Origin of the sequence: Limosilactobacillus oris DSM 4864 (assembly GCF_001434465.1) — a bacterium.
GTDB classification, from domain to species: Bacteria; Bacillota; Bacilli; order Lactobacillales; family Lactobacillaceae; genus Limosilactobacillus; species Limosilactobacillus oris.
The window spans coordinates 58,324-81,436 of the sequence record NZ_AZGE01000004.1; the positions used below are offsets into that span (position 1 = coordinate 58,324).

Annotated in this window: 23 protein-coding genes and 1 tRNA gene; 3 read left to right on the plus strand and 21 right to left on the minus strand. The window is 49.7% G+C overall.

Annotated elements, in window-relative coordinates:
• Positions 1-12: 12 nt before the first annotated feature.
• Both FC49_RS03195 and FC49_RS03200 read right to left on the minus strand, forming a co-directional pair.
• A complete protein-coding gene (locus tag FC49_RS03195) occupies positions 13-318 on the minus strand; it encodes a GIY-YIG nuclease family protein (protein ID WP_003711775.1) in 306 nt (101 codons plus the stop codon).
• Positions 305-1,066 carry a tRNA1(Val) (adenine(37)-N6)-methyltransferase gene (locus tag FC49_RS03200; protein ID WP_056984154.1) on the minus strand — a complete coding sequence of 254 codons (762 nt, stop codon included), beginning with the start codon at positions 1,064-1,066 and terminating at the stop codon, positions 305-307. Before FC49_RS03200 ends, FC49_RS03195 begins: the two co-directional genes overlap by 14 nt.
• Before the next feature lie 83 nt (positions 1,067-1,149).
• On the opposite strand from FC49_RS03200, the gene FC49_RS03205 reads away from it, so the two are divergent.
• Positions 1,150-1,788, plus strand: coding sequence for a lysophospholipid acyltransferase family protein (locus FC49_RS03205; RefSeq protein ID WP_191980125.1), 639 nt, complete (start codon positions 1,150-1,152; stop codon positions 1,786-1,788).
• A 102-nt stretch (positions 1,789-1,890) separates the two neighbouring features.
• Here the strand turns inward: FC49_RS03205 and FC49_RS03210 are convergent, their stop codons facing one another.
• Together FC49_RS03210 and FC49_RS03215 are read right to left on the minus strand one after the other, a co-directional pair.
• On the minus strand, positions 1,891-2,118 hold the full coding sequence (locus FC49_RS03210) for a YneF family protein (RefSeq protein ID WP_003711776.1): 228 nt from the start codon (positions 2,116-2,118) through the stop codon (positions 1,891-1,893).
• Between the two features lie 74 nt (positions 2,119-2,192).
• Positions 2,193-2,444, minus strand: a complete 252-nt coding sequence (locus FC49_RS03215) for a DUF896 domain-containing protein (protein WP_003715147.1) — start codon at positions 2,442-2,444, stop codon at positions 2,193-2,195.
• A gap of 319 nt (positions 2,445-2,763) precedes the next feature.
• Here FC49_RS03215 and lexA point away from each other — a divergent pair, with 319 nt between their 5' ends.
• Positions 2,764-3,387, plus strand: coding sequence for a transcriptional repressor LexA (lexA, locus tag FC49_RS03220; protein ID WP_003711754.1), 624 nt, complete (start codon positions 2,764-2,766; stop codon positions 3,385-3,387).
• A 272-nt stretch (positions 3,388-3,659) separates the two neighbouring features.
• On the opposite strand, the gene FC49_RS03225 is transcribed toward lexA, so the two are convergent.
• The 10 genes from FC49_RS03225 to uvrC all read right to left on the minus strand — a co-directional run bounded on the left by FC49_RS03225 (position 3,660) and on the right by uvrC (position 14,563).
• Entirely contained in the window at positions 3,660-4,817 is a 1,158-nt protein-coding gene (locus FC49_RS03225; protein ID WP_056984159.1) for a hydroxymethylglutaryl-CoA synthase, read from the minus strand.
• 3 nt (positions 4,818-4,820) lie between these two features.
• Positions 4,821-5,549 carry a ribonuclease H family protein gene (locus FC49_RS03230; protein WP_056984161.1) on the minus strand — a complete coding sequence of 243 codons (729 nt, stop codon included), beginning with the start codon at positions 5,547-5,549 and terminating at the stop codon, positions 4,821-4,823.
• Positions 5,550-5,744: 195 nt separating this feature from the next.
• Positions 5,745-5,833, minus strand: a tRNA-Ser gene (locus tag FC49_RS03235).
• 140 nt (positions 5,834-5,973) lie between these two features.
• The gene (locus FC49_RS03240) at positions 5,974-6,570 is read right to left on the minus strand and encodes a hypothetical protein (RefSeq protein ID WP_003711733.1); all 597 of its coding nucleotides are present in this window, start codon (positions 6,568-6,570) and stop codon (positions 5,974-5,976) included.
• A gap of 73 nt (positions 6,571-6,643) precedes the next feature.
• The gene (locus FC49_RS03245; protein ID WP_034537415.1) at positions 6,644-7,162 is read right to left on the minus strand and encodes an adenine phosphoribosyltransferase; all 519 of its coding nucleotides are present in this window, start codon (positions 7,160-7,162) and stop codon (positions 6,644-6,646) included.
• Between the two features lie 17 nt (positions 7,163-7,179).
• The gene (gene recJ / locus FC49_RS03250) at positions 7,180-9,498 is read right to left on the minus strand and encodes a single-stranded-DNA-specific exonuclease RecJ (protein ID WP_056984162.1); all 2,319 of its coding nucleotides are present in this window, start codon (positions 9,496-9,498) and stop codon (positions 7,180-7,182) included.
• A 61-nt stretch (positions 9,499-9,559) separates the two neighbouring features.
• The gene (locus FC49_RS03255; RefSeq protein ID WP_034537409.1) at positions 9,560-10,393 is read right to left on the minus strand and encodes an SDR family NAD(P)-dependent oxidoreductase; all 834 of its coding nucleotides are present in this window, start codon (positions 10,391-10,393) and stop codon (positions 9,560-9,562) included.
• 12 nt (positions 10,394-10,405) lie between these two features.
• Positions 10,406-11,335: a ribonuclease Z gene (gene rnz / locus FC49_RS03260; RefSeq protein WP_003711731.1), complete on the minus strand. Its 930-nt coding sequence runs from the start codon at positions 11,333-11,335 to the stop codon at positions 10,406-10,408.
• Positions 11,336-11,365: 30 nt separating this feature from the next.
• A complete protein-coding gene (obgE, locus tag FC49_RS03265) occupies positions 11,366-12,688 on the minus strand; it encodes a GTPase ObgE (RefSeq protein ID WP_003711745.1) in 1,323 nt (440 codons plus the stop codon).
• Between the two features lie 63 nt (positions 12,689-12,751).
• Positions 12,752-14,563, minus strand: a complete 1,812-nt coding sequence (uvrC, locus tag FC49_RS03270) for an excinuclease ABC subunit UvrC (RefSeq protein ID WP_056984164.1) — start codon at positions 14,561-14,563, stop codon at positions 12,752-12,754.
• 152 nt (positions 14,564-14,715) lie between these two features.
• On the opposite strand from uvrC, the gene FC49_RS10035 reads away from it, so the two are divergent.
• A complete protein-coding gene (locus FC49_RS10035) occupies positions 14,716-14,856 on the plus strand; it encodes an SPJ_0845 family protein (RefSeq protein WP_003711716.1) in 141 nt (46 codons plus the stop codon).
• Positions 14,857-15,009: 153 nt separating this feature from the next.
• Here FC49_RS10035 and FC49_RS03275 read toward each other — a convergent pair whose 3' ends face one another.
• From FC49_RS03275 to FC49_RS03305, 7 genes are all read right to left on the minus strand, one after another.
• Positions 15,010-15,309 (minus strand): nucleoside triphosphate pyrophosphohydrolase family protein, encoded by a 300-nt coding sequence (locus FC49_RS03275; RefSeq protein WP_003711778.1) that lies wholly within the window; start codon positions 15,307-15,309, stop codon positions 15,010-15,012.
• A 2-nt stretch (positions 15,310-15,311) separates the two neighbouring features.
• A complete protein-coding gene (gene yihA, locus FC49_RS03280) occupies positions 15,312-15,902 on the minus strand; it encodes a ribosome biogenesis GTP-binding protein YihA/YsxC (protein ID WP_003711715.1) in 591 nt (196 codons plus the stop codon).
• Positions 15,903-15,917: 15 nt separating this feature from the next.
• Positions 15,918-17,168: an ATP-dependent Clp protease ATP-binding subunit ClpX gene (gene clpX, locus FC49_RS03285; protein WP_003715216.1), complete on the minus strand. Its 1,251-nt coding sequence runs from the start codon at positions 17,166-17,168 to the stop codon at positions 15,918-15,920.
• A 130-nt stretch (positions 17,169-17,298) separates the two neighbouring features.
• Positions 17,299-18,615: a trigger factor gene (gene tig / locus FC49_RS03290; protein ID WP_056984167.1), complete on the minus strand. Its 1,317-nt coding sequence runs from the start codon at positions 18,613-18,615 to the stop codon at positions 17,299-17,301.
• Between the two features lie 180 nt (positions 18,616-18,795).
• Positions 18,796-19,986 (minus strand): elongation factor Tu, encoded by a 1,191-nt coding sequence (gene tuf, locus FC49_RS03295; RefSeq protein WP_003711740.1) that lies wholly within the window; start codon positions 19,984-19,986, stop codon positions 18,796-18,798.
• A 178-nt stretch (positions 19,987-20,164) separates the two neighbouring features.
• Positions 20,165-21,073, minus strand: coding sequence for a hypothetical protein (locus tag FC49_RS03300; RefSeq protein WP_056984169.1), 909 nt, complete (start codon positions 21,071-21,073; stop codon positions 20,165-20,167).
• A gap of 64 nt (positions 21,074-21,137) precedes the next feature.
• On the minus strand, positions 21,138-22,931 hold the full coding sequence (locus tag FC49_RS03305) for a ribonuclease J (RefSeq protein WP_056984170.1): 1,794 nt from the start codon (positions 22,929-22,931) through the stop codon (positions 21,138-21,140).
• Between the last annotated feature and the right edge of the window lie 182 nt (positions 22,932-23,113).

Here is a 23,113-nt window from a genome sequence, read left to right on the forward strand (position 1 = left end):
TTCAGCCACTAATCAGTTAAATTTCCGTGACCGCACGAAGGAAGCCAGGTTGACCCCGTGGTGCGACAGATAAAGCAGTTTCTTTTGCCGGGACTGGTGTTTGAAGTGGTATTCTGCACTGAGCGCGTCGTGCTTGCTGCTAAAGCGCTCGCTATAAACCAGCCGCAACGGGTGGCGGGATTTGACCTTCGTGTACTTGGCTCCTCGAAACTCCTGGTGGGCGGCAAACCGGCGGGCTACATTATCGGTAAAGCCACAATAAAGGCTGTCATCGGCGCAGTAAAGAACGTAGATATAGTAATCTTTACTCTTCTCCATACAACAGCTTCCTCACTTCCGGCTGGTAGTTTCCTGCCGCATCGTTGACCGTCAATGGTGGGACAACCTTCAAGCCCCCAGCCTTGCCGTCCTTAATAACTTCAATCAGCACCATGTTAGCCTCCCGCCCTGGCTTAGGATAAATTAAACGGAGACGTTTCGGCACCAGCCGGTTTTGCTGGAGGACCGTTAAAATTTCCGTTAGCCGGTCCGGCCGGTGAACTAGGTAACCGTGGCCGTTCATTTTTAGCAGGCCGCTCATCTGCTGGGCAACGGTCACCAAGTTGGTTTTAAGTTCGTGCCGGGCAATTGCCAAGTACTGGTTGGGATTCTTCTGGCTCTTTGCGGTCACCGGAAAATACGGCGGGTTACACAGCACCACATCGGCGGAGTCCTTCGGAATTACAGAAAAGACATCCGCAATATCCAGGTTGAGGACCTGGTACCGCTCCGCCAGGCCGTTTAATTCGATGCTTCGGCGAGCCATATCCGCAATCCGCGGTTGCAGTTCCACTTCGGTAAACTGCCCGCCCAACTTATCATGTAAAAACAAGCCAATTGCTGCGTTACCGGCACAAAGGTCAACCGTCCGCAGCCGTTGCCGTTGGTTGGGGCGAACAAAATCAGCGAGCAGGACCGCGTCCAGCGAAAAGGCAAAGCAACTCGGGCTCTGAATTAACCGCACATCATTACTGTATAGCTGATCGATTCGCTCATCGTCTTTCAATAGGTTAGCCTGGTTTTTCATGACACTTTTCGCCCTCCACTTGCATGTTGCGTTATTTTTCGTCATACTTTACAAAGAAATTAAAAAGATTGGAAGAAATAGCTATGCTTTACACCGTCTTAGTAAAAATCGTCAGCCCATTTTTAACCCTCATTAACGGGCGGGCTAAAATATACAACCGGGAAAACCTTCCGGAAGGAAATTACATCATCGTCGCCCCACACCGGACCTGGATGGACCCGGTCCTCATCGCAATCGCAGTTTGGCCCAAGAAGTTTAGCTTCATGGCAAAAAAAGAGCTCTTTAAGAATCCGCTAGCGGCCAAGTTTCTGCGGGCGCTCAATGCCTATCCGGTAGACCGAAAGCACCCGGGCCCATCAGCCATTAAGCAACCGGTCAAGCTGTTGCGTCAGTCGGACCTCTCGACCATCATTTTCCCGAGCGGCTCCCGCTATTCAGCGAAGCTCAAGGGTGGGGCGACCCTGATTGCCAAGTTGGCAAACGTCCCGCTCGTGCCGGCTGTCTACCAGGGACCACTCTCGTTCGGTAAGCTCTTTACCCGACAACCCCGGCAGATTGCATTTGGTAAGCCAATCGTCGTCGACCACAAGACCAAGCTGGACGAAAAGTATCAAGCCCAGCTAGAAGCGCAAATGCAAGCCGCCTTCGACCAGCTCGATCAGCAAATCAACCCGGATTTCAAATACGTCATGCCCCCCAAGCCGAAGAACGACGACTTCTAACCCTATCAATTAAACTGCAAATAGCGCAGTATACAAACGGCCTCCAACGCTCGGCAAAGTCGAACGCTGGAGGCCTGCTTTTAGTTATGGGACAGGTCAAAATTACTTAGTGTTAGCTTTTTTAGCCTGGGCCTTCATCGATTGCATCATTTGGTGCAACTTCCGGCTGGATGGTTTCTGACCCATTTGGAGCATCATCGTCCGCAGCATTTCCTCAGAAATCGGTGGATTGTTGCGAAGGTAATTTTCCATGTACTTACGAGCACCAAAGAAGCCGACCAGCAGACCGACTAATAGGGCTAAAATGGCCCATACAATTGTTGTCGCCACGAGTATTTCCCCCTTTGCATAGTTACTTGTTCATATTACACGAATGTTAATAAATTGAAAAGAGCTAATCCAATTTAATCATCACGCAGGCCCTTTTTACGTTGAACTTCCCGGACTTTTTCTGGGGTAACTTCATTGCCCTCTTTATCGTAGATACGCATCATTTCAATGTTACTACGCATCGTTTCCCGGAAGTTTTTGATGTATTCCCGGCGAAGACGCTCACGTTCACGTGTTTCCGCCTCGGTTAACCCTTCTTTTTTATTCTTGTGGGCCAATTCATTGATCCGTTTCAATAACTTCTCTTGTTCTGCGGATTCAGCCATAATCTTTACCCTCCAATCGTAATTCAGTTAAATGAAAATTATCCAGCAACCTGGTCAGCTTTAACATGGGGTGAAATCCCCCTGGTTTAAAAATAACAGTGTTGCAGCGCAAACTCGCGGCCAGGTTGCCCAAAATGGACTTGCTGCATGTCGCAACTATTTTTGCAAAGGCAGCTACGACGAACTAAACAGGCTAGTTCTAGCACACTCTCATTTTAAGTTAATGTCAAAGTTTGTCAATTGCGAACGTGTGTTTGAAGTTCGGCACAAACTATGATATTCTTTATTATAATACTATTTTTAATGAGGTGTTGGCATAATGAAGCCAGTAAAAAATAAACAATTAGCGGTCCTCAATTATATTCACAAAGCAGTGACCGAGCACGGCTACCCACCGACCGTGCGTGAAATTTGTAGTGCGGTCGGTCTTTCGTCCACGTCGACGGTTCATGGACACATCAACCGCCTAATCGAGGGCGGTTTCCTCCAAAAAGACCCCTCCAAGCCCCGGGCACTGGAAATTACGCCCAAGGGCTTCGACCTTCTCGGCGTAAAGCCCCTACAAACAAAAATTCCCTTGCTAGGGGTGGTTACCGCCGGACAGCCAATTCTGGCCGTGGAGGATGCCACCGACTACTTCCCCATCCCACCATCGATTCAGGATAATAACGACCTGTACATGCTGACCATTCGGGGAACCAGCATGATCAAGGCCGGAATCCTTAATGGCGACCAGGTGATTGTCCGGAAACAGTCAACCGCCAAAAACGGGGATATTGTCATCGCCATGAACGAGGACAACGAGGCCACCTGCAAGCGGTTCTTCAAGGAAAAAGACCGCTTCCGTCTCCAACCGGAAAATGATACGATGGACCCCATTTATCTCAAGAATGTTAGAATCCTCGGCCGGGTCGTTGGCCTTTTCCGGGATAACATTTTTTAAACACCTCAAAAGACGGGGAAAGTGGTTGCCTGGCATGGATAACTAGCGTCTGGAGGCAAATTACCTTGCCTTCCAAAAGTCAGCCTGGGGGGTTGCCACGTGACCTTTGTAATTATTGAAAACTAGCACGAGGCTGGTGAGAAAGCAAATTTTTCTCCCAGCCTCGTTGTTATTTTTAAAACTAATTTGCAACTAGCCACCCAGAAAAAATAAACGGCTGGGTTTGGTTTTCCAACCAAACGCAACCGTTTTATCCCTCTCCTATTTCTTACTTAGTTAGCCTGATATTGGCGCTGGTGATCCTTTTGCCCGGCCAGCACAAAGGGTGCGGAGTCGCCTTCTGTACTAAAATTAACGTCTTCCGCAGTCATCCCCAGCTGCTGGTTGAAAAGACGCTCATATTCAGCAACAGAGACTTGCTGGCGGTCCCGCAAGGCTGAGCTAAGTGGTAATACATAATCAGCAAAGCCGGGCTGTAAAATTCCAGTAAAGAATTCTCCCTCCGCTCCCGAACCATAGCTAAACAGTCCAAGCCGGTCGCCAGCTTGGGCTTCACCGTTTTGGAGGTAGGACATTAAGGCCAGATATAATGAACCGGTGTATAAGTTGCCGACCTGGCGGCAGGCTGCCTGACTGGCTGTTAGTGCCCGGCGGAAGCGCTCAGCAGTTGCATCCGCCCGGTCGCCTAACACTGCCTCTAAGGCCTTCTTGCCCATTTTCGTAAACGGCAGGTGGAAAAGCAATGCGCTAAAGTCAGCAAGCGGATGGCCGGTTAGTTGCTGATACCTAGTTAGGACTTCCCGGAAGCAGTCGATGTAGACACTAGTCGAATACTTCCCGTCAACGAAGGCTTCGGTAGCGTATAGTGGCCGCCAGAAGTCCATAATGTCCTTCGTCAGGCTGACACTGGTGTCCTCAATTGCCAGGACCCGCGGGTTTTGACTAACTATCATCGCTACCGCACCGGCCCCCTGGGTTACCTCGCCCGGTGTATTTAGCCCATAACGGGCAATGTCAGCCGCAATGACCAACACTTCTTCCTGCGGGTTCAGGGCTACGATTCCCCGTGCAAACTGTAAACCCGCGGTGGCCGAGTAACAGGCTTCCTTTAGTTCTACTGTGCGCACGAAGTCCCCTAGCCCCAGCAGGTGCTTTACGTAAATCGCCGCGGCCTTCGAGTTATCAATGCCTGATTCCGTAGCTACAATCACGGTCGAAATGCGTTGGGCGATTGCTGGCGTGAGCAGCTTTTGAGCAGCAGCAGCGGCAAGCGTTACGATATCCTGAGTTGGCGGGACAACCGCTTGCAGGTCCTGGCCAATCCCGATTGTGTACTTGTCAGGGTCAGCATTGCGGGCAGCTGCTAGTTCCCGCAGGTCCATGTACTTATCCGTAGTTGCAAAAGCGAGCTTATCAATTCCAATCTTCATTCCCTATTCTCCCATCTTATCCATCGTGGTGTTTAATAATTCATCAACTATGTTATTCCCGAGGTTATCAGCGTGGCCCTTGGTCCACTTAAAGTGAAGGTGCGTAAACTGGGGAAGGATTTTCAGCATTTCCTGCCAGAGCGCTTTGTTGGCAACCGGCTTACCGGTGGAAGTTTTCCAACCCCGCCGCTGCCAGCCGTAGAGCCAGCCCTTAGTAATGGGATCCAAGACATAGTGTGAATCCAGGGTCGCACTAATCAGCTCATTTTGCCAGTGGTGTGCCTTAATCGTCTGAAGTGCCGTTAACAGGGCCGTCAGTTCCATCTTATTGTTGGTTGCCCCAAACTCGCCGTCGGTTCCGGTGTACTGGTGACCCCGGCGTTCAATCAGGTACGCCCAGGCAGCCTTATCGTCATTCCGGACGTGCTGGCCGAGCCGATTCCCGTGATTGCGAGAACCGCCGTCTGTATAGAGCAGAATTGTCGGACGGCTGGTAGTGTCAGGAGCCTGCTGGGCAAACGAACGCTCGTCCAGTTTTAATTGCAGCTGCTCATTAGCCTGGTGTGGTCGCAATTCCTGGTCGGAGTTCAACCAGTTCTCAGCCGCCGGACGGTCAACGAATGAACGATACACCGCCCCTGGAAAGCCGCTGACCATTTTTTGACACTCCGGCCAACTGGTATAGATGCCTGTTTGCCGTCCCTTTTTTACCGCATAATACTTTCTTGTCATACTTCTTAATTCCTTTATTCTTCACTAGCCATTTTAAATATTATACTATCGAAACCAACCAGAGTTAACTTTCACGCCAATGCCAGCAAACGGATACCATGAGCTAAGATTAAGAAACCGGCTAGAACGATGATGCTTCAACGTCCTAGCCGGTTACACGTTTTAAGTTCGACCGTGGTTAAACGGTAGTAAAAAAGGAGAGTACAGGATTTGAACCTGCGCGCCCGCTCAACACGGGTTCGCCGGATTTCGAGTCCGGTGCATTACCACTCTGCCAACTCTCCATTAAATTTCCAACTTCTATACTATACCAAAAATTCCCCTAATAGTAAACTCAAAAGTTAACTCTGCCAATTCGAACTAAAACAACAGAATAAAACGCCTTCACAGTTTGCCTGGATAGAACTGTGAAGACGTTGACTTTTTATTTCTGGTTAGCAATATCGTAAGTTGTCTGGCCGTTCTTTGCGGTGTACACTGCTTGGCTGGTCTTATCTGGATTAACAATGCTGATGGAGTAATCTCCGTTCAGGGCCTTAGATACCTGTTCCGAGTTCTTCTTGATTGAATCAGTTAAGTTCGACCAGCCAATCTGGCTAGCCTGGCTGGGATCCTGAACCAGTGCCTGAATTGCCTTCACGGTATTATCATCCGTTGGCTTGACAACGTAAGTGTTGTCCTCCTCCCGAAATTCAACCGTTCCCAACTTCGAATAGCCCTTTTGCAATTGTCGCAAAACAGACATCTGCTGGTTCTGGCCGTTAGCCGCCCCGTTAATCCCGCTAAGGGCGTTCGAAAAGCTACTACTCTGCACCTGCTGTGATGAGCTCGTACTAGAGCTGCCTGACTGTGAGCTCCTATTCCAGTACGGCAAATTGATGGCCCCGTAAACGACCGCAATCAAGCTTAAAACAACGATAATCGTCCCGGATTTCCACTCACGGTACCGCTGCCAGGAATTGGTCAAATAAAACGCGCCGAGGATTAACGTCAAGCCGGCAAAAATTACTAAAATTAACATTACAAAACTCCTTTAATCAATCAGGTCAGCTGTTTAACTTAAAAAAGGCCGAGTTACTCCTCAGCCCCAATTATTAAAACTCCATCAACGCCTTGACATCGTAATCCTTAATCTTTTCCCGACCGTTTAAGTCTTTCAACTCGATCAAGAAGGCGCAACCGACCACAATGCCGCCCATCTTTTCAACCATTTCAATTGTCGCGGAGATGGTCCCACCGGTTGCCAACAGGTCATCAACGACTAGGACCCGTTGACCAGGCTTAATGGAATCTTCCTCCATCTGCAGGGTTGCAGTGCTGTACTCTAAAGTGTAGCTCGCACTAATTGCCTTACGGGGGAGCTTCCCCTTCTTCCGTGCTGGTGCAAAGCCGACACCTAATTCGCGGGCAATCGGGCACCCGACAATAAAGCCACGGGCTTCAGGGCCCACTACCATATCAACATTCTTATTTTTAGCGTAATCAACCAACTCATCAGTTGCCTGCTTATAAGCCTCACCATTCGCCATCAATGGCAGAATGTCCCGAAAAATAATCCCCTTCTCCGGGTAATCAGGAATACTGGCAACGTATTTATAAAGGTCTAAAGTCATACCAGAAATTTTCTCCTTTAATTCTTCTTCAGGCACTGGCTGACCCATTCAGCCACCGTCCCCGCATCACTAAACAGCAGCGTCTGTTCAGCTTGATATTGAGCTAATCGCGCTTGATAGTGATCCGTTTGTTTTAAATCGGTTTTCTGAACGTCAGCAACCAGGTTTAAAACACCATCTTTTATTGTAACAAATCCTGCTTCAGAAAACACACTTATCATCAAATTTAAGCGGACTTCATTGATTCTTAAATACCGACTAACAGCAGACCGTTGTTGCGGCCACTGTATGCTGGCCTGTTGGGCGAGGAAGCGGTACAGACTGACAAAATCCGTCCGTGTGGGCAAGCCCGCCAAATAAATACTATTAGCCTCGTAGAGCAGGAGACGGATGATCGCCGGCGCAGCACTATCATTAGCGAAGAGTGCTTTAAAAGCAGCTAAGTCGGCCGGACAATCAACCACCGTCAGCCGCTCATTGGCGAAGTCAATTTTCCCCGCCTCCACCGGCGAAATTGCAGTCCCCGCTGGAAGGTGGGGAGCAATGTTTTGACGCAAGCGGTCATTATAAACCAGGTAATAGCCCGGCATCTCAAAATGGTGGGGTGTTAAATGGTTCGTTCGCCGATCCAAGATAACCGTTCCCGTTATTTGAATATCCTCCAGCATCAACTGAACCTGACGCTTGCCCTGCCACTCATTAATACTCAGTTTTGCAACCATGTCCACCGTGGTCCCCTGCCCAGCCAGTAGCGGTGCCAAGTTGCCCTGGTTAAAGGCCACCACCGCCAACTGGGGGCTGAGGTTAAATTTAAGGTGGCTGTTATCCTTCCCCATCGTCTTCACATTCGTTGGCTGGACATCACGGAACAGAAAGACGGGCTGGTCATTCCCTGGTCCAAACGGTCCCAGCTGTTGAAGCTGCTGGTAAAGTTGCTCCGTCACATCGCCAACCGCTAACCCAGTCGCAACTGCCAGTGGCTGCTTCTGCTTACCCGTAAAGCCCTGCTCAGCTGCTTCCGCCACTAAGGCCTCCTGTAAAGTTCCTAACTGCTCCTCAGGCAGGGACAAGCCACAGGCTGCCGGGTGCCCACCAAACGCGGTGAACAAGTCCCGGTGCTGATCCAATGCCTGAAAAAGGTTGAAGCCGGGCAAACTCCGCCCTGAGGCCTTGGCAACTTCTTCGTCTTCATTAATTCCGGCAACAATTGTCGGCTTACCGGTATCGTCCATGATCCGGCTAGCCACGATTCCCAGCACTCCTTGGTGCCAACCATGTCCTGCCAACACGAGTACCGGGCGCTGCTGGTTAGCAGGACTTAAAGCCTGTTTTTTAGCAGTGGTCATAATATCATCAACTAGCTGCCGGCGTTCCTGGTTAGCAGCTTCTACCTGCTCGGCTAGTTCTCGGCCCCGATTTTCATCCAAAGTCGTCAGCAATTCCACACCAGCATTAGCATTTGCCACCCGTCCAAGGGCGTTCAAACGCGGAGCGATGGTAAAACCAATTTCCTGGTCCGTTAGCTGGCTTTCGTTAACGCCAGCCAAGCTGATCAGTGCGTGGAGACCCGGCCGCATCCCCTGCCGCAGCTCCTGAATCCCCAGCGAAATCAAAGCACGGTTTTCATCCGTAACACTAACCACATCGGCAATTTCCCCGATGGCCAGCAGGTCCAACATCTCCTCGGGAAATTCCTCCTGAAGAGCCCAGACAAGTTTAAACGCCACCCCCACACCGGAAAGGTCAGGAAACGGGTAGCTGCTCCCCGGGTAACGGGGGTGAACAATGGCGGTTGCTTTCGGCAGTTCCGCGGGCAATTCGTGGTGATCCGTGATTACGACATCGACACCCTGGGCAATGGTGGATTCAATCACTTGCTTGCCACTCACCCCGTTATCCACCGTGACAATCAGTTTAGTCCCGTTAGCAATGATTCGATCGTAAGCGGCCTGGTTCGGCCCATAGCCATCCTTAAAGCGGTCAGGAACATAGTAGTCAACATCGGCACCGATACCGGTCAAGGCTTCATACATCACGGCAGTACTGGTAATACCATCCGCGTCGTAGTCACCATAAACTGTAATCTTTTCGCCATTGGCAACCGCTGTTTCAATCCGCTCGACTGCCTGATCCATATCATGAAGCAGCCGGGGATCATGAACAGCTGATAAACTAGGCTTCAGGAAGTCCCGTGCTGCTTGAGCATCGGCAATCCCCCGTTCGGCCAGCAGGACTGCCATCGTTTTGGAAATCGCTAATTCGTCCTGAAGCGTTTGGACAACCTGTTGATCAACTTTGGCACTTTGGTCCTGCCAATTATAACGTGCTTCGATCATTTTCTTCCCCACATTCTCCTAAAATAAGAAAGGCGTGACCACTAAGCCACTCCTGCCAACTTTACAATTCCTTTTTATTCTGCTGGAAGTCAAAGAACTTCTTAATCGCCCAGTCACCCAGTCCAGGGAAAACTTGGTAGGCCCAGCCCAGGTAGGCTACGTAGCCAGGAACGTTAATTTCCCGCGTCTTATAGCCAACATTATTCCACACCCGGCAAGCTAACTCATCAGCTGAGATGAACATCCACTTCGGCAGGTGCGAGCGGTAACTGCCATCCTGGTCGGCCTTCTCAAAGAAGGGTGTGCTAACTGGTCCTGGATTAACTGTCAGCACCTGGACACCGTAGTCTGCCACTTCCATCCGCAGGACGTTATCAAACTGAATGACCCCCGCCTTGCTGGCTGAATAAGCCGCGCTATTCGGGGTCGGAATCTTACCGTCTGCTGACCCCAGGTTAATAATTGCTCCATAGCCCTGGTCCATCATCTGCCGGGCCACGCAACGGCTAATATACATCAATGCCAGCAGGTTTACGTCAGTCATTTGTCTCATTGTCTTATAAGACTGGCTAGCCGCGGGGGTAAACTCACCCAAGCCGGCCGAATTAACTAGGACGTCGATTCCACCGACCTGGTGCTGAATCTTGTCAAGGACCTCATCAATGTCATCCGGCGAAGTGGCATCCATGCGGTAAGCAAAGGCCGGCCGGCCCGATAACAGGAGACACTGTTTGGCGACTTGCTCCAACTTTTCTTCATTCCGGGCAGTCACAACAACGATTGCCCCCCGCCGTGCGGCTTCTAGTGCTAAGGCCTTACCAATCCCACTAGAACCTCCTGTAATCAGCACGACTTCATTACGTAAGAAACGCAAGGTCTTTACTCGCCTCATCATCACGACCACCCCTTATTTATTAAACGGAATCTCAACTACATCAAAATCATTGACCACCCGGGTCTCCGGGAAAACATCGCGAACCTGGTAGGCAAGCTGGTAGGCAGCCCGGCCGGCATAGCGAGCGGAAATGTGGTTCAGCAATAACCGCTTGGCCCCGGCCCGTTTCGCAATTTCGGCCGCCTGTAAACTGGTCGAGTGGTAATAGCTGCGGGCGAGTTTCGCCTCGTCCTTAGCAAAGGTACTTTCATGCACCAGGACGTCCGCATCCTGCGCTAGTTCCACAGCATTAGCCGTCTTTCGGGTGTCACCACAAATAGCAATGATCCGGCCTTTCTGTGGCGCCCCAATGAAGTCTTGCCCATTGACAGTGCGCCCATCAGCTAAGGTGACTACCTTACCGGCCTTTAGTTGCCCATAAACCGGCCCGGACGGAATGTTCAATGCCCGGAGCTTATCAACCTGCAGCTCACCAGGATGGTCAGCTTCAACCACCCGGTAACCGTAGCAAGCAATTTTATGGTCCAGCTTTCTGGCAGTGACCGTGAAGCCCCGGTCGTGAAAGGCCTCTCCCTCGTGATCAATTTCCACAAAGTGAAGCGGGTAACTCAAACGGGACTCGCTAACTTGCAATGCCGTCGTCACAAAGCGCTTAATCCCCACCGGACCATAAATGGTCAGGGGTTCGGTTCCCCCCTGGAAAGACCGTGAACTCAGCAGTCCTGGTAGGCCAAAAATATGGTCACCGTGCAGGTGGGTGATAAAAATCTTTTCAATTTTCCGTGGGCGGATGGTGGTGTTTAAGATTTGGTGCTGCGTCGCTTCACCAACATCAAACAGCCAGATAGCATTGCGCTCCTCCAGCAACCGCAGGGCAACGCTAGAAACATTGCGCTGCTTGCTGGGTGACCCGGCGCCGGTTCCTAAAAATTCAAGTTGCATTATTAAACTTCCCTACCTTCTCACTCTCAATTACTGGATAAATTCAAAGACGAACTTGCGGATCCGAACCATGTCGCCATCCTGAATTCCCTTTTCACGCAAGGCATCATCGACTCCCATTTGCCGCATTTGACGCGCGAAGCGTAATTGACTCTGCTCATGGGTCAGGTCGGTCATGTCAAACAGGCGCAGCAACTTTTCGCCGCCCAGGACCCATGTGCCGTCATCATCCTTGCTGATGGTAAAGTCTGGTTCCTGCGCGTCCTGGAATTTCTTCCCCGCTGCTTCATACTCAGGAGTCAATTGTTCATCGTGGCTTTCGCTATCAAACACCGGCGTCTGGTCAAGCAGGTCGGCGGTCAGCTGCATCAACTTTTGGACCCCCTGGTGCGTAACTGCCGAAATCGGGAAAATTGCCGGCTGTTTTTCCAGGCTCTTATCCGTAGCCAGCTGCTTTTGGAACACGGCCAGGTTCTTTTCAGCATTTGGCAGATCCATCTTCGTTGCAACGACAATTTGCGGCCGTTTCAAGAGCTCTGGATCGTAGTTTGCCAACTCCTGGTTAATTTGCCTGTAGCGCTCGATGGCCTGGTTTTCGTCCTCACTGCTCATGTCAACCAGGTGGAGCAACACCCGTGTTCGCTCGATGTGCCGCAGGAATTTAAGGCCAAGACCAATTCCCTTTGAAGCACCCTCGATCAATCCGGGCATATCAGCCATGGCAAAATCCCGCCCATCCGGGAGCATCACCATTCCCAGGTTTGGTACCAGGGTGGTGAACTCGTAGGCGGCAATCTTCGGCTTAGCACCCGTGACTACTGACAGTAAGGTCGACTTCCCCACCGAAGGGAAACCGATGAGCCCCACGTCAGCCAACATCTTCAACTCTAGTTCTAGGTAGCGGTCTTCTCCCGGCTCCCCATTTTCAGCGATTTCGGGGGCCGGATTCTTGGCACTCGCAAAGTGAATGTTTCCCCGGCCGCCCCGGCCGCCCTGGGCGATTACCAGCTCCTGGCCGTTTTCAACCAGGTCCCCGATAATCTGGCCGGTATCGAGGTCGCGGACGGTTGTGCCCTGGGGAACCGCAATTACCGTGTCCGGCGCACTCGGACCGGTCATCTGCTTATTCATCCCGTTCCCACCATTTTTCGCCTTAAAAATCCGGTGATAACGAAAGTCCATCAGCGTACGCAGCCCTTCATCAACTTTCAAAACGATGCTGCCACCATGGCCACCGTCCCCTCCGGCTGGGCCACCATTAGGAACGTACTTTTCCCGCCGAAAGGCGACCATCCCATCGCCGCCCTTTCCGGCATGCGCTTCTATCTTAATTTGATCAACAAAGGTATTCATGATGATTTTCTCCGTTCTATTATCTTATCTCTAGTATATTGGAAAAAAGAGGGGCCGTCAAAATCAATCGTGACTGCTCCCCTTCGCGACTTCGGCGTTTTTTTGGAGGGAAACCTTAATCAACTGGGCGGTCGGTCTATTGATCCCCAGCGCATGAATCTCTTCCACCGGTGCCTGGGCAATTTTGGTCACCGAGCCGTACTTCTTGAGCAGTTTTGTCCGGGTTCGTGGCCCGACTCCCTTGATCTCATCAAGGCGGGAACTCAGGGAATGCTTCGTGTGGACGCTCCGGTGGTAGGTAATCGCAAACCGGTGCACCTCGTCCTGAATCCGCTGAACAAGGTAGAAGCCCTGACTGCGGGGGTCAAGGTTAACGTGGGCATCTTCGCTCCCAAATAATAGGTCCGCCGTCTTGTGCTTATCATTCTTGACCATCCCCACGACTGGAATATCCAAGCCCAGTTCGTTTTCAAGCACATCCTTAACCGCGTTCATCTGGATGTCACCGCCGTCCATAAAAATCATGTCTGGCATCGGCTTATTCTCCCTCAAGAGCCGGCCATAACGCCGCCGAATGACTTCCCGGGTACTAGCAGCTTCATCCGCATGGTCAACTACCGTCTTGAGCTTATACTTTCGGTAGAGCTTCTTTGCGGGCTCGCCATCAACGAAGACAACCATCGCGCTGACCGGGTCGGCTCCCTGAATATGAGAATGGTCAAAGGCTTCAATTTTATGCCCCACCGGCAACCCCAGGGCGTCTGTGATCTCCTTCATCGCGCCGGTAGTCTTGCCCTTATCCATTTCCAGCAGCCGGAACTTTTCATCAAGGGTCAGTCGCGCGTTTTCAGCCGCCATTGCAAGCAGGTCGCGCTTCTCCCCCCGCTCAGGTGTCCGAACCGGGATCCCCAGGATTTCGCTGATTTCTTTATTAGGAAGGCCAGCGGGGAGGAGGAGCTCCCGGGGAAGGATGTTATTGCGCCGGTTATAAAATTGAAGAATAAAACTGGTCATTTCCTCGACCGCCGTGTCGACAATTGGGAACAGCCGTTTTTCCCGCTTCATCAGCCGGGCCTGGCGGATAAAGAAGAGCTGAATCGACAGCCAGCCCTTGTCCATGTAGAAATTAAAGAGGTCCCGTGGGGTCTTATCATTCGAAATGATCTTCTGCTTCTCCACCGTGACCTCAATATAGTGGAGCTGGTCACGAATTTCGGCAGCCCGTTCGTACTCCAGATCACTAGCCGCCTTATTCATCCTTGCCAGCAAGTGCTTCTTCACATTCGCGGTATTGCCATTAAGGAAAGACTTAATCCGCTTAATTTGGGCCGCGTACTCGGCTGGCGGAACTTCCTTAAAACAGGCCCCCAGGCATTGTCCCATGTGGTAATACAGGCAGGGACGCCCCTGAAAGCCATTGCACCGCCGTAAAGGGTACACCTTTTGTATAAAGTGGACCGTTTCTTCCGCGGCGTACACGTTAGGATAGGGGCCAAAGTAGTAGGCACCATCCTTTTTGATTTTTCCCGTGATCTTTATCTGGGGGTCGCGCTCATTAGTAATTTTAATGTAGGGGTAGCCAGTCCCCCGCTTTAACTTAATGTTAAAGTAGGGTTGGTGTTTCTGAATCAGCGTGATTTCGAGCAGGAACGACTCCTTATTGGTTGAAGTCACAATGGTTTCAAAATCGGCTACTTCTGAAACCATCTTGGCTACCTTCCCGGTGTGTGAACTCTTAAAGTACGAACGCACCCGGTTCTTGAGGTTCTTGGCCTTACCAACGTAAATAATTTGCCCATTGATATTTTTCATTAAATAGCAGCCGGGCTTATCCGGCAATAAAGCTAACTTATGTTCAAGATATTCGCTTGCCATCGTAACCCTCCGTGATAAATGCTAGTATAATATTATATCGGAAAACGCGCTAGCAACGCAAAGAATCCGTTCTACTTTCCCAGGATTTTCCTTGCAAACCAGGGAAGCGCTATGCTATGATGTTCTGAATATTAACCAAGGGAGCGATAAGAATGGGCTTAGTAACCAGGAGAAGCGAACAACTAGACCGCCTTTTCGACCAGTTTGCGATTGACCCAAAGAAGAAGCCGGCTAAAAAACCGGCCAAGGACCAAGAAAAGTCAGCTGAGAAACAAGACGAGAAAAACAAGTAACCTCGCAGCAGGGGGAGGCAAGCCACTCCCCTATTTTTTATGAACGCTAAAAGGGCCATCAAATTCGCATTGCCGAACTTGATGGCCCTTTTGTATCTAGCCGGAAGGGACACGGAGACAAAGTCCGCCTAATCTTCGTCCCGTGCTCTCCCTTTAGTTTTGCTTTTTAAACCCGGCTGGGTAGCGACGGTTGAGCTCGGCAATGTTAGCCTTAGCAACCTCTTCAAACGGAATATCTGCCCATTCCGCGACTTGCGATAAGTACCACAAGACATCTCCCATCTCGTGGACTAATTCCTGGCGGCTCAGTTTTTGTCCCCGGAAGACGTAATTCTTCACCAGGTCAACCACCTGACCGGACTCCCCCGCTAAGCCGAGGGCACAGTTAGTCAATACCTGCTCGTTTCCATACAAGGTGCGCTTCGCCGCGTTTTGGTATTCATTAAAATCCACCGTTACTTCATCCCCGTTCGTTCATCAATCCACTGCCAGACAGCATCCTTCCCCGTCTTGTTCACCGCTGAGAAAAGGACTAGCTGGTCACCAGCCGCCAGCCCCAGCGTCTTTTTAATCAGGCTTTCCTGGCGGTTCCAGGTATTCCCCTTGACCTTATCGATCTTGGTAGCCACCACCAGGGTCGGAATATGGTAGTACTGCAACCATTGGTACATACTAACATCATCCGCTGTCGGTGCGTGCCGGCCATCAACCAGTAAAATTGCGCCCCGCAGCTGATCCCGTTGGGTTAAATACTGCTCAATCATCTGGCCGAAGCGTTCCCGCTCCTTTTTAGAAACCTTGGCGTAGCCGTAACCCGGGACATCGACAAAGTACAGCTGATCCTCAACCGCGTAGAAGTTTAAGGTCTGCGTTTTCCCCGGCTGACTAGAAGTGTGAGCAAAATTCCGCCGGTTAATCAATACGTTGGTTAACGATGATTTTCCAACATTTGACCGCCCCACCAGGGCCACTTCTGGATAGTTGGTCTTCGGATACTGGTCCGGCCGCACCGCACTAATTGTTAAATCAACATTATGAACTTCCATTGAAAAACTCCCCGGCTATGACGCCTGCTGGTCCTTTAATACGTACTTAGGCTCGGCGTGGTCAGTAACGCACCGCTTCCCGATTACCACCTTGGCAACGTCTTCACGACTTGGCAGGTCAAACATCACGTCCTGCATGACCTCTTCAATGATTGACCGGAGTCCCCGGGCTCCGGTATTCCGTTTAATTGCCAGTTCGGCCATCGCGCGCAGGGCGCCATCAGTAAAACTTAGTTCGCTGCCGTCCAGCTTAATCAGTTCCTGATATTGCTTTACCAGGGCATTCTTCGGCTCTGTTAGGATCCGAATCAGGTCCTGCTCATCTAACTTCTGCAGGGCCGTCATGACTGGCAACCGACCGATAAACTCAGGAATCAAGCCGAACTTGAGCAGGTCTTCTGGAATCACGTGCTGTAAAATGTTCTTTTCGGTAATGTTATCCCGTGCGGAGCTGCTGGTGCCAAAACCAATCGTCTTTTCACCAATCCGTTCCTTGACAATATTCTCTATTCCGTCGAAAGCCCCGCCGACGATAAAGAGGATGTTGCTGGTATCCACCTGGATAAATTCTTGCTGTGGGTGCTTCCGGCCCCCCTGTGGCGGAACGTTAGCAACCGTTCCTTCCAGGATCTTCAACAGGGCCTGCTGGACCCCCTCACCAGAAACATCCCGGGTAATTGAAACATTCTCGCTCTTCTTCGCGATCTTATCAATTTCGTCAATGTAGATAATTCCCTTTTCAGCCCGTTCCACATCGAAATCCGCCGCCTGGAGCAGCTTTAAGATAATGTTTTCGACGTCTTCGCCGACGTAACCGGCTTCAGTCAGGGTCGTGGCGTCGGCGATTGCAAAGGGCACGTTGAGAATCCGGGCAAGCGACTGTGCCAGGTAGGTCTTCCCTGAACCAGTCGGCCCGATTACAGCAATGTTGCTCTTCTGTAATTCTGTCTCGTCATTCTCCCCCGTCATCATGGCGTTAACCCGCTTATAGTGGTTGTAAACCGCTACCGCCAGTGTCTTTTTAGCGTCGGCCTGACCGATTACGTAGTCGTCTAGTTCACCAACGATTTCTGCTGGAGTGGGCACGCGGAAGGTTTGCTTAGCACTATCTTCAGCCAGTTCCTGTTTGATGATCTCCTGGCAGAGGTCAACACATTCATTGCAAATGTAGACCCCGGGACCAGCGACAATCTTTTTCACTTCATCTTGCGACTTTCCGCAAAACGAACAGTGGATGGTATCCGTTCTCGTGGTATCTTCCAACATTCATGAACCTCCTCTAAACTTATGGAATAATCATACCAGAATTATAGTCCGAATTCGAATATTCTGTTCTCCAATAAAAAAAGCTCAACCGCGTGATTGAGCTTCTCTCACTACTAAGACCGACTAAATCTTACTTGTCAGCCTTCTTGTCGTCTGCCTTAACCTGCTTTGCAGAATCAGCAACTAAGTCAACGGCCTTCTTAATCTTGATGTCGTGGCTCAGCATATCCTTAGACAATGCCTTTTCTACTGCATCTTCTTCCATGCCGTATTGCTTTGCCAGGTCCTTGATTTCATCCTTGATTTCGTCTTCGCTAGCTTCCAGCTTAGCATCGTCAACAATGGCTTCCAGAACCAGGTTGGTCTTGACCCGCTGTGCAGCGTCGTTAGCAAATTGCTTCTTCAGGTCATCTTCCTTCGTACCAGTAATTTGGAAGTACATTTGAGGACTGATTCCCTGTTGCTGCATCCCAGCTAAGTATTGCTGCATCTGCCGGTTAGTGTCTTCGTCCAGCATTGCTTGTGGGATATCTTCGATTTCAGCGTTAGCAACTGCCTTTTCGATGGCAGCATCTTCAATAGCGCCCTTGGCTTGGTTGTCCTTTTGTTCTTGCAATTGCTTGCGAGTCTTGTCTTTCAATTCGTCAAGGGTATCAACATCTTCGTCAACGTCCTTGGCAAAGTCATCGTCAAGCTCTGGCAGTTGCTTTTCCTTGATTTCGTGAACCTTAACCTTGAATAGAGCGTCCTTACCAGCCAATTCCTTAGCGTGGTAGTCTTCTGGGAAGGTTACCTTAACGTCAACGTCATCACCGGACTTGTGACCAACTAACTGGTCTTCAAAACCGGGAATGAATGAGCCAGAACCCAGTTCCAATGAGTAGTTGTTAGCGGAACCGCCATCGAACTTTTCGCCATCAACGCTACCTTCGTAGTCGATAACGACAGTGTCACCATTAGCAGCAGCCTGGTCTTCATCCTTCAAAACTAATTCCGCTTGTTGTTGGCGCTTCTTTTCGATTTCAGAGTCAACGTCAGCATCACTAACGGTCGTGTCTTGTTCAGGAACTTCCATTCCCTTGTAGTCACCAAGTTTAACTTCAGGTTCAACCGCAACTTCGGCAGTCAGTGTCCATGGTTGACCCTTTTCCATGCTCTTAATATCGATACTTGGTTGGTCAACCGGCTTGATTCCAGTTTCCTTAACAGCAGCACTGTAAGCGTCTGGCAAGACCTTGTTTAAAGCATCTTGGTAAAGGGATTCTTCACCGTACATTTGGTTGAAGATTTGGCGAGGAACACGGCCCTTCCGGAAACCTGGAACCGTAATCTTCTTCCGGGTTTCGACAAAGGCTTCGTCAATTCCCTTCTTAATCGTGTCGACATCAATATCAAACGTTAATGTCCCTTTGCTGGCATCGCTATCGCGTTCCCATTTTGCTGACATTTTATTTCCTCCAATAACAATCAATTTGATCCTTACCTTACAGGCAGGTCTTTACATACTTTATTAGTTTACCTTACAGGCCAAGCAATTGCAACCAATTGGCGGCTTTCTCCCGGCCCAAATTAAAAGAAAAAGAGGCTGGGGATGAGCCCCAACCTCTTGAATTTGCCTAATTGAAAATTAGTCTAAGACTTCTGATACCACACCGGCACCAACAGTGTGTCCACCTTCACGGATGGTGAACTTCAGACCCTTTTCAAGGGCAACTGGCTTTTGTAAGTTAACAGTGAACGTTACGTTATCACCAGGCATAACCATTTCTACACCATCTGGCAATTCAATCGTACCAGTAACATCAGTAGTGTGGAAGTAGAATTGTGGACGGTAGTTGGAGAAGAATGGCGTGTGACGGCCCCCTTCTTCCTTAGTCATAACATAAACTTCACCCTTGAAGTTCTTGTGAGTTTGGATCGAACCTGGTTCAGCAAGAACTTGACCACGTTGAACTTGGTCGTGAGAAATACCACGAAGAAGAACACCAACGTTGTCCCCGGCTTCACCAAGGTCAAGAGTCTTGTGGAACATTTCCAGACCAGTAACGGTTGACTTCAGAACATCTTCAGTCAAACCAACGATTTCAACTTCGTCACCAACCTTAACAGTACCACGGTCGATACGACCAGAAGCAACAGTACCACGACCAGTGATAGTGAAGACGTCTTCGACAGGCATCATGAATGGCTTGTCAGTAGGACGCTTTGGAGTTGGAATGTAGTCATCAACAACATCCATCAAGTGAAGGATAACCTTTTCTTGTTCTGGGTCACCTTCAAGAGCCTTGAGGGCGGAACCACGAACAACCGGAATATCGTCACCAGGGAAATCGTATTCGCTAAGAAGGTCACGTACTTCCATTTCAACCAAGTCAACCAATTCGTCATCGTCAACCAAGTCAGTCTTGTTTAAGAAGACAACGATGTATTGAACACCAACCTGACGAGCAAGAAGAATGTGTTCACGGGTTTGTGGCATAGGACCATCAGTTGCGGCAACAACCAAGATAGCACCATCCATTTGTGCGGCACCAGTAATCATGTTCTTAACGTAGTCGGCGTGACCTGGCGCATCGATGTGTGCGTAGTGACGCTTTTCAGTTTCGTATTCAACGTGGGCAGTGTTGATAGTGATACCACGTTCCTTTTCTTCTGGAGCAGCATCGATATCAGCGTAATCTTCTGCCTTTGCAAGACCCTTAGCTGCCAATACCTTAGTAATAGCAGCAGTCAGAGTAGTCTTCCCATGGTCAACGTGGCCAATAGTACCAATGTTTACATGGGGCTTTGTACGTTCATAATGTTCTTTTTCAGCCATTAATGAAAACCTCCTGATAATTTACAAGTATAATGCCAGCCCTTTCATAGAAATGACTGACACACCCTTATAGTTATTGTACTACTTCTTTTCGCCAATTGAAAGCTTTTATATCAAAGGCTTGAAGAAGAATTCTTAAATATCATATCAACTCTTGCCGCATTTGTAAATAATATTGCTAAGGTTTTTCACCTAAATCATCAATTACCTGCCCCAGTTGACGTTGAACCGCCAGAATGGCTGGCTGCGCCTCAGAAGCCGCTCCGCGAATCCGGCCAATCAGACAGTTGACCCAACCAGCAGGATCAGTCACCTTTTCCTCAATCAGCGGGTACAACAACATCAGCTGCATTTGCAGCTCCTGACCAGCCAATTGGTATTCACTGGGGTTGTGGTTGGCAAGACGGTCTGCTAGTTCCCGGTGCAATTCCTGGACAACCGGAAGCTCTTCAATTGCGGATAATTTTGCCGGATTAATGGTGTATTCCCGTGCATCCAACCACCGAAGCGCCATCTGCTGGTCAACCCCTAATTGACGAAGGGTATCCACCAGGGCCGCCTTGATCAGCTGGTGGGCATACGGGTCCCGGAGCAAAAACTGTGCTCCCGTTAGGTACTCTTTTAACGGTAGCTGTCGGGCAGCTCCCAACCGCTCCTGCTGCTCATTCAGTGGGCAGTCACCAAGGTGGTAAAAGGACCGGAGCGCGGTCTGAATTGTTGTCTGAAATTTTTCTTCGGCCGTCTGCTCAGCTTCAGCAATCAGCGTTTCAAACTCATCCTGCCAGTCCAGCGGCAGATCCGTAATAAAAAGACGGGCGGCGATATAGGATTGGTTGTGCAAAAGAAGGTGGACTGCTAACCGGGCATGTCCCTTATCTCCAGTAAAGACTTCCGCCTGTTCCGCGAAGTAAACAAATGCCCGTGCGTATTGTTTAGCACGGTAAAGTGCTAGGACCAGTGCCTTTGTCACGTCATCACTAGGCTGTTCATCGATCAGGTCTTCGAGCAGGCTGCTCGCTTCTAGCCACTTCTCATCCGTCATTAATTGGAGCGCTTTTTGGTAGCGTTCTTCTTGTTCATTATTCATATTAATTTTCCTTTTAGATACAGAGTGGGGTTGTGGCATCCCTGCCAACAGCCCCACTACTCAACTAGTTACTTTGTTTACTTTTTTCTGCTTGGCGTTTGCGCCCCCGACCACGGCCATGACCGTGATGGGCTTCCTTTTTGTGACTACCGCTATCTTTTTTCGCCTCGCCCTTGTTTTTGGTCTTCTTCTTGGCGTGCTGGTTAATTTCCATAATCACCGGCAAAATAACGGGATGGCGCTTAGTTTGGTCAAATAAGAACCGGTTCAGTTTCTCACGAACATCCTGCTTGAGGTGTCCCCAGTCAAATTCCTTTTGATCAAGGTTATCCTGGACCACCTTTTCTACCAGGTCAGCACTCTGCTTCATCAGCTGATGGTTAGTTTTGACAAAGACGAAGCCCCGCGAGGTGATTTGGGGACGGGCAACGATTTTCTTCTTTTTCCGGTCAATCGTTGCAACGACAACAAAAATTCCATCTTCAGACAGGACCCGCCGGTCACGAAGCACAATATTTCCGATGTCGCCAATACCGGTTCCGTCAATCATCGTGTTGCCAACATCCAGGTGTTCCCCAACGTGGAGTTCACCTTGGTCGTATGTCAGCACGTCACCCTTATTCGTTAGGAAAATCCGGTCAGGTGCAATTCCGACCTCTTCTGCTAACTCCGCGTGACGATCCAGTAACCGGTATTCACCCTGGATAGGAATAAAGTACTGCGGCTTCATGAAATTAAGCATCAGCTGCTGGTCATTCTGGTTAGCATGACCGGACGGGTTAAGGTCATCGGAAATAAACTTCACCTCAGCTCCGGTCCGGTAGATAATATCCTTCGTCTTTTGAACTTCGGTTTCCTGGGCATATGAAGGGGTAGTAGTAACGAATACCAGGTCCTGATCACTGAGCTTAATCTTCGGGTTGTCACCGTTAGCGATTTGTTGCAGAGACTTGATAGGTTCCCCCATCTTCCCCGTTTCCAGAATTACCACCTGCTTAGGGTCCAGATTATCGGCTTCCTTCAGGCTAATCAGGATGTCCTGAGGCATCTTTAGTTTACCTAGCTCCATGGCGGTGTTGATAATCTGTTCGATATCACTGCCGGAGAGAACAATCTTCCGGTCTACCGCCACGGCCGCATCGATGATTTGCTGCACCCGCATGATGTTTGAGGCCACACTCGCCACGATGATCCGGCCATCTTGGTACTTGAACGTTTCCTTGATGTATTCGCCAATATCCTTTTCCCGTGAGGAAGCACCAGTAATTCCAGCACCAGCAGAATCACTCAGCAGTGCCAGTACTCCTTGCGAGCCGATTTCAGCAAGCCGGGCTAAGTCTGTTTGGTAACCCTTGGTAGCCGTTTGGTCGAACTTGAAATCACCGGTGTAAACAATGTTGCCTTCCGCGGTTTCAAGAACAATTCCCAGAGTTTCCGGAATCGTGTGCGTGGTCTGGAAGAACGAAACGGTGACGTCATTAAAGTCAATCGCGGTCCCCGCATCAACAACGTGGAAGTCATTAAATTTCTTAACTTCCTTGTGCTTCTTAACCGCCAGTTTAGCCAGGGCAATCGTCATTTCACTTCCAAAGACGGGAACATTAAAGTCCATCAAAAAGTATGGCAATGCACCAATTGAGTCGGCATGCCCGTGGGTAAGAAAGACCCCGACAATTTTATCCTTCCGGTCACGCAGGTATTCCCAGTCCGGAATTACCACATCGATTCCCATCAACTCATTTTCTGGGTACTTCAAACCGGTATCCAGGATAAAAATCTGGTCGTCGACTTCCACTGCGTACATATTTTTGCCATTTTCGCGAACCCCGCCAAACGGGATAATCTTTATTTTGCTCATTAGATTGGCTCCTTTATTTTAAGTTGATTTCTCTGTATTGCTATTCGTTTGCTCAGAGAATTTATTCGTTCATAAATAGCTATTAATATCTTACCACATTCGCTCTTCACAATGGAAATCAAACATTTTAAAAACAAAGAGAGTGCGAAATAACCTTCTCGACAGGGCGTATGGCTAACCTA